Source organism: Armatimonas sp. (assembly GCF_964826245.1).
The window spans coordinates 1-4,112 of sequence record NZ_CBAYMC010000315.1 but is presented as its reverse complement, the minus strand read 5'-3'; the positions used below and the strand labels follow the sequence as shown (position 1 = coordinate 4,112).

Below are 4,112 nucleotides of genomic sequence, written 5' to 3'. Positions count from 1 at the left end.
TTAAGGTTTCCTGATGGAGATCAGTTTTATATGTATACTCCAACCTAATCCGCGAGCCGGGCTACGATGTCTATACCCGTGAGCAGCTACGCAGGAAGCTAGAAAAACACACCCCAAAGGCACTCGTCGCGGCGTGGCAAAATACCGCCCAGCCCGACGACAGCGAAAACATCTACGCCCTCTTCCAAGTCAAGCCCGACCCTGACTCGGCCCCTATCTCCTGGGACGGTGACAAGCTCATGGACTTGATCGAAGCCTACGAAACCGACCACCGCAACAAGCTCGTCACCAACGTCGGACGCCGCTCCCCCGACCCACGCCTCCTCTCGCTCGACAAGCTCCTCCAAGCCCAGAGGTGAAGAGAGAGCAGTGGGGGTGTTGTACCGGCTGTAGCCAAGAGATACAATGCGGCAAGAAAACCGGAGAGGGAATCGTCATGCCAGCACCAATAAAAACAGACAATACGCCACGCACAAACGGAATGACCGAGGAGCAGGTGCGTGAGGCTCTCGCGGCTATCGAGCGACGAAAGAGTGATCCTGAGTACCTGGAGCGCATCGAGCGCATTTTTTCTGAGGCCGAAGAAGTACGTCGCCGGATAAACGAGGAAGACCTACGGCATTTGGACTTGGGAAGGGACTTTCAAGCGATTGGTGCTCCCTGTGAGGACTGGAGTGCAGCCTAAAACTGCATCGCGAGCTGCGCGACGGGGCCAAACGTGCGGCGGTGAATGGGGCAGGGGCCGTGTTGGTCGAGAGCGGCTAGGTGCGTGGCCGCGCCGTAGCCTTTGTGGCCTGCAAAGCCGTACTCCGGCCACTGCACATCGTAGGCGATCATCAGGCGATCTCGTGTCACTTTGGCCAGAATAGACGCCGCGCCGATTGCGACATCCCGCCCATCGCCGCCGATGAGATTTTTGCAGTTGGGGTGCAGGTTGGGAACTGGCAGACCGTCCACGCGCACCTCGTCGGGGGAGATGCTCAGCGCGGCGAGGGCGCGGCGCATGGCCTCGTGGGTGGCGCGGAGGATATTGATCGTGTCTATCTCGCCTGCCTCGCACTGCCCGATGCCGTAGCAGAGCGCTTCTCTGACAATGCGCTCGTAGGCTTTCTCGCGCTGCTTGGCCGTGAGCTTCTTCGAGTCGCCGATGCCCGTTGTATCAAAGCCTTCGGGAAGGATCACAGCGGCGGCCACAACAGGCCCCGCCAGTGCCCCCCGACCCGCCTCATCGATGCCACAGAGATACCCTCCTCCCTTCGCTTCGCTCTTCCCTCCTCCCAACCCTGGGAGGAGGAGTGGGGGAGGAAGAGAAAGGCCCTCAGAAACTCCCCCTCTCTCCCTCTCCTCCCAGGATTGGGAGGAGGGGGCGGGGGGGAGGAGGGTCTTCGGGAGGAGGGTCTTCACCGGGCGCGCCGGAGGCGAGGGAGGGGCCAGAAGATGGCTTCGGCGCGTCCGATCACCCGGTTGGCAGGCAGCTCACCCCACTCGTGGGAGTCATGGGACTGGTTGCGGTTGTCGCCCAGAACAAAGTAGCTCCCCGCAGGCACGGTGTAGGGATCGAGGTGGTACTCTGGGTCTTCGGCCACATAGTCCTCTAAGAGCGCCTGTCCATTGCGCAGGACCTTGCCCGGCTGAATCTCCACCGGCTCATCGCGGTGGCCGGAGCGAATCGCAAACTCCGCAGGACTAATGGTCTTACCGCCGACCTGGATTCCCTGGCGCGTGAGGCGCAGGGTGGGGAGAGGGGCGCTGCCCGGTGTTGTGGGATCGTCACTGTCGGCAAGCCCTAAGATGCCCCGAATCTCGGTGTGGTAGTAGCGGCTTCCCCCCACAGAGACAAAACCTCCGTGCACCTCAATGGTATCGCCGGGCAGCCCTACCAGGCGCTTGATGTACTCCGGCTCGTTGCTATCGGCATCATGTGGGGCACGAAAGACCACGATCTCTCCCCGGCGCGGCCCTCGCAAGCGGTAGAGGAGCTTGTTGACAATCAGGTGGTCGCCCTCAATGAGGGTGGGGTGCATGGACGGACTGGGAATGTGGTAGTTCTGGAGGATGAAAGGCTTCACGAGCAGAAAGACCAGCGCCAGCGCCAGCAGGGCGGACTCGGTGAGCTCGGAGAGAAAAAGAAAGAAGCTACGGCGGAGGGCACGCAAGATCAGGCGTACCACGGTTAGGCCACCTAAGGCTAAGACGACAGTGGGCAAGGAGAGATTGGCAATGCGCTCTGTCCAAGTTTCCACTATCGTCTTAAGCCCCCTGGCCCCCGCAAGCGGGGGAACTTTATGGTGTGGTTTGTGTGCGGCTGAAGCGACCGTTGCGGTCTTCCTTCAGACGGGTTGCCTTGCCCACACGACCACGCAGGTAGTACAGCTTGGCGCGGCGGACAGCAGCGCGGCGGAGCACCTCGATCTTCTCGATGCGCGGCGAGTGTACCAAGAAGGTACGCTCCACACCGACGCCGTTGCTGGCGATCTTACGCACCAGAACGGTGTCACGGATGCCTGCGCCATGACGGCTCAGAGCAACCCCTTCAAAGATCTGGACGCGCTCTTTGCCGCCCTCGATAACCTTGACGTGGACGCGCACGGTGTCGCCTCCACGGAAGCTGGGCACGCCCGCTTTTTTCTGTGCCTCTTCGATATCACGAATCGCAGTTGCGTTCACTTTACTCATATACGTCTCCCAAACAGATTTAGTTTCTTTTGGAGGCGTCCCCTGGCGGTCTCTTCGCGGCAGTGAGATCTCGTCACTCCGGATTGGACACAGGTTCGTCCACCCAGGCAGAGCTCGGCTCTACCTGTGCTTGCGCCGCCTCAGCTTCGTACGCATCCAGAAGTTTCTGGTCCGTCTTGCTAAGCGGCAGCAGTTTTTCCCAGAGATCTGGTCGGCGCACACGCGTGCGCACCAAGGCCTGGGTCCGACGCCACTTCGCGACATTGGCATGGTGCCCGGAGGTCAGAACCTCGGGGATGCCACGGCCACGAAAGACCGCCGGTCGGGTGTAGTGCGGGTACTCCAGCACGCCCCCCTCAAAACTCTCTTCTTGCGCCGACTCCTCATTGCCTAGAACCCCAGGCAAGAGTCGCACGGTCGCATCTAACATCACTAAGGCAGCCAGCTCGCCGCCTGTGAGCACGTAGTCCCCTAGGGAGACCTCGCGCGTGATCCAGCCCTCACGCACGCGCTCGTCAATGCCTTCGTAGTGGCCACAGACCACGACCCAGCGTGGCAGAGCCGCTAGCTCTTGGGCGAGTGCCTGGGTAAAGGGCTCCCCATCCGGCGCGGTAAGTAGCACGGGGACACTCGGATCGCCCTTTGTTGCGGACTCAATGGCCGCCACGAGAGGCTCGGCTTTCATTACCATGCCCGCCCCGCCCCCAAAAGGGCAGTCGTCCACGGTGCGGTGCCGGTCGTGGGTGAAGTCCCGAGGGTTCACGCAGTCCAGCTCCAGAGAGCCTGCCGCCTGTGCCCGCTGCACAATCGAGTGGCTCGTTGCCTGCAAGATCAGCTCCGGAAAGAGCGTCACGACATCCACCCGCATGGCTACTTTAAGAGGCCTGGATCGTCGGAGACGACCATCTGGCCCGTTTCTAAATCTACCGAGAGCACGAACTGGGCATGGGCAGGGATCAGCGCCAGGCTCGTCTCATAGACATCGTTTGCGGTTGGGTTGTAGAGAATGGTCTCTATCTCCCCTAGGGGTTTTCCAGACTCGGTCTGAACCATCAGCCCTTTGAGCTGCCAGTCGTAGTAAGCCCCCTCAGGGAGCTTGGGAAGTTCGGATTTGGGCAGGAAAAGCTTGGTGTTGCGGATTGACTCCGCCCCTGTGCGATCCATGCCCTCAAAGAGAATCAGATACGTACTCTGGTAAGGTCGAACGCTCTGGACACGGTTGGGCTTGCCGTTGAGCAAGAAAGTCTTGCCCACCAGCAGCTTAGGATCGTCCATGTACGGGTAGAGTTTCACCTCTCCCCTCATACCAAAGGGGGCGGTGATTTCTCCGATCAAAACGGGTTCGTCGTTTTCCATCACAGCCCCTCTCGTGTTCGGTACGCTTCAGCAATCGTCGGAGTCGTCAGGCGACGATTTCGACGTAGACTTTGCGCTTG

General features: G+C 60.5%; 6 protein-coding genes. 1 reads left to right on the top strand and 5 read right to left on the bottom strand.

Features of this window, described 5'->3' with window-relative positions:
* The first annotated feature begins 436 nt into the window (after positions 1-436).
* Entirely contained in the window at positions 437-685 is a 249-nt protein-coding gene (locus tag AC1XOS_RS20450) for a hypothetical protein (protein WP_481964061.1), read from the top strand.
* On the opposite strand, the gene AC1XOS_RS20445 is transcribed toward AC1XOS_RS20450, so the two are convergent.
* The 5 genes from AC1XOS_RS20445 to rimM all read right to left on the bottom strand — a co-directional run bounded on the left by AC1XOS_RS20445 (position 682) and on the right by rimM (position 4,032).
* Entirely contained in the window at positions 682-1,281 is a 600-nt protein-coding gene (locus AC1XOS_RS20445) for a ribonuclease HII (protein ID WP_481964060.1), read from the bottom strand. The two genes, AC1XOS_RS20450 and AC1XOS_RS20445, sit on opposite strands and share 4 nt — an antisense overlap.
* Positions 1,282-1,400: 119 nt before the next feature.
* A complete protein-coding gene (gene lepB / locus AC1XOS_RS20440) occupies positions 1,401-2,243 on the bottom strand; it encodes a signal peptidase I (RefSeq protein WP_481964059.1) in 843 nt (280 codons plus the stop codon).
* 40 nt (positions 2,244-2,283) lie between these two features.
* Positions 2,284-2,676 carry a 50S ribosomal protein L19 gene (gene rplS / locus AC1XOS_RS20435; protein WP_481964058.1) on the bottom strand — a complete coding sequence of 131 codons (393 nt, stop codon included), beginning with the start codon at positions 2,674-2,676 and terminating at the stop codon, positions 2,284-2,286.
* A 73-nt stretch (positions 2,677-2,749) separates the two neighbouring features.
* Positions 2,750-3,544 carry a tRNA (guanosine(37)-N1)-methyltransferase TrmD gene (gene trmD, locus AC1XOS_RS20430; protein ID WP_481964057.1) on the bottom strand — a complete coding sequence of 265 codons (795 nt, stop codon included), beginning with the start codon at positions 3,542-3,544 and terminating at the stop codon, positions 2,750-2,752.
* Positions 3,545-3,546: 2 nt separating this feature from the next.
* Entirely contained in the window at positions 3,547-4,032 is a 486-nt protein-coding gene (gene rimM / locus AC1XOS_RS20425) for a ribosome maturation factor RimM (RefSeq protein WP_481964056.1), read from the bottom strand.
* Positions 4,033-4,112: the final 80 nt, after the last annotated feature.

What these genes read in the sequence shown, in the direction of transcription:
- rimM (WP_481964056.1), bottom strand. Translation starts at nt 4,032, where the DNA reads ATGGAAAACGACGAACCCGTTTTGATCGGAGAAATCACCGCCCCCTTT.
- rplS (WP_481964058.1), bottom strand. Translation starts at nt 2,676, where the DNA reads ATGAGTAAAGTGAACGCAACTGCGATTCGTGATATCGAAGAGGCACAG.
- AC1XOS_RS20450 (WP_481964061.1), top strand. Translation starts at nt 437, where the DNA reads ATGCCAGCACCAATAAAAACAGACAATACGCCACGCACAAACGGAATG.
- trmD (WP_481964057.1), bottom strand. Translation starts at nt 3,544, where the DNA reads ATGCGGGTGGATGTCGTGACGCTCTTTCCGGAGCTGATCTTGCAGGCA.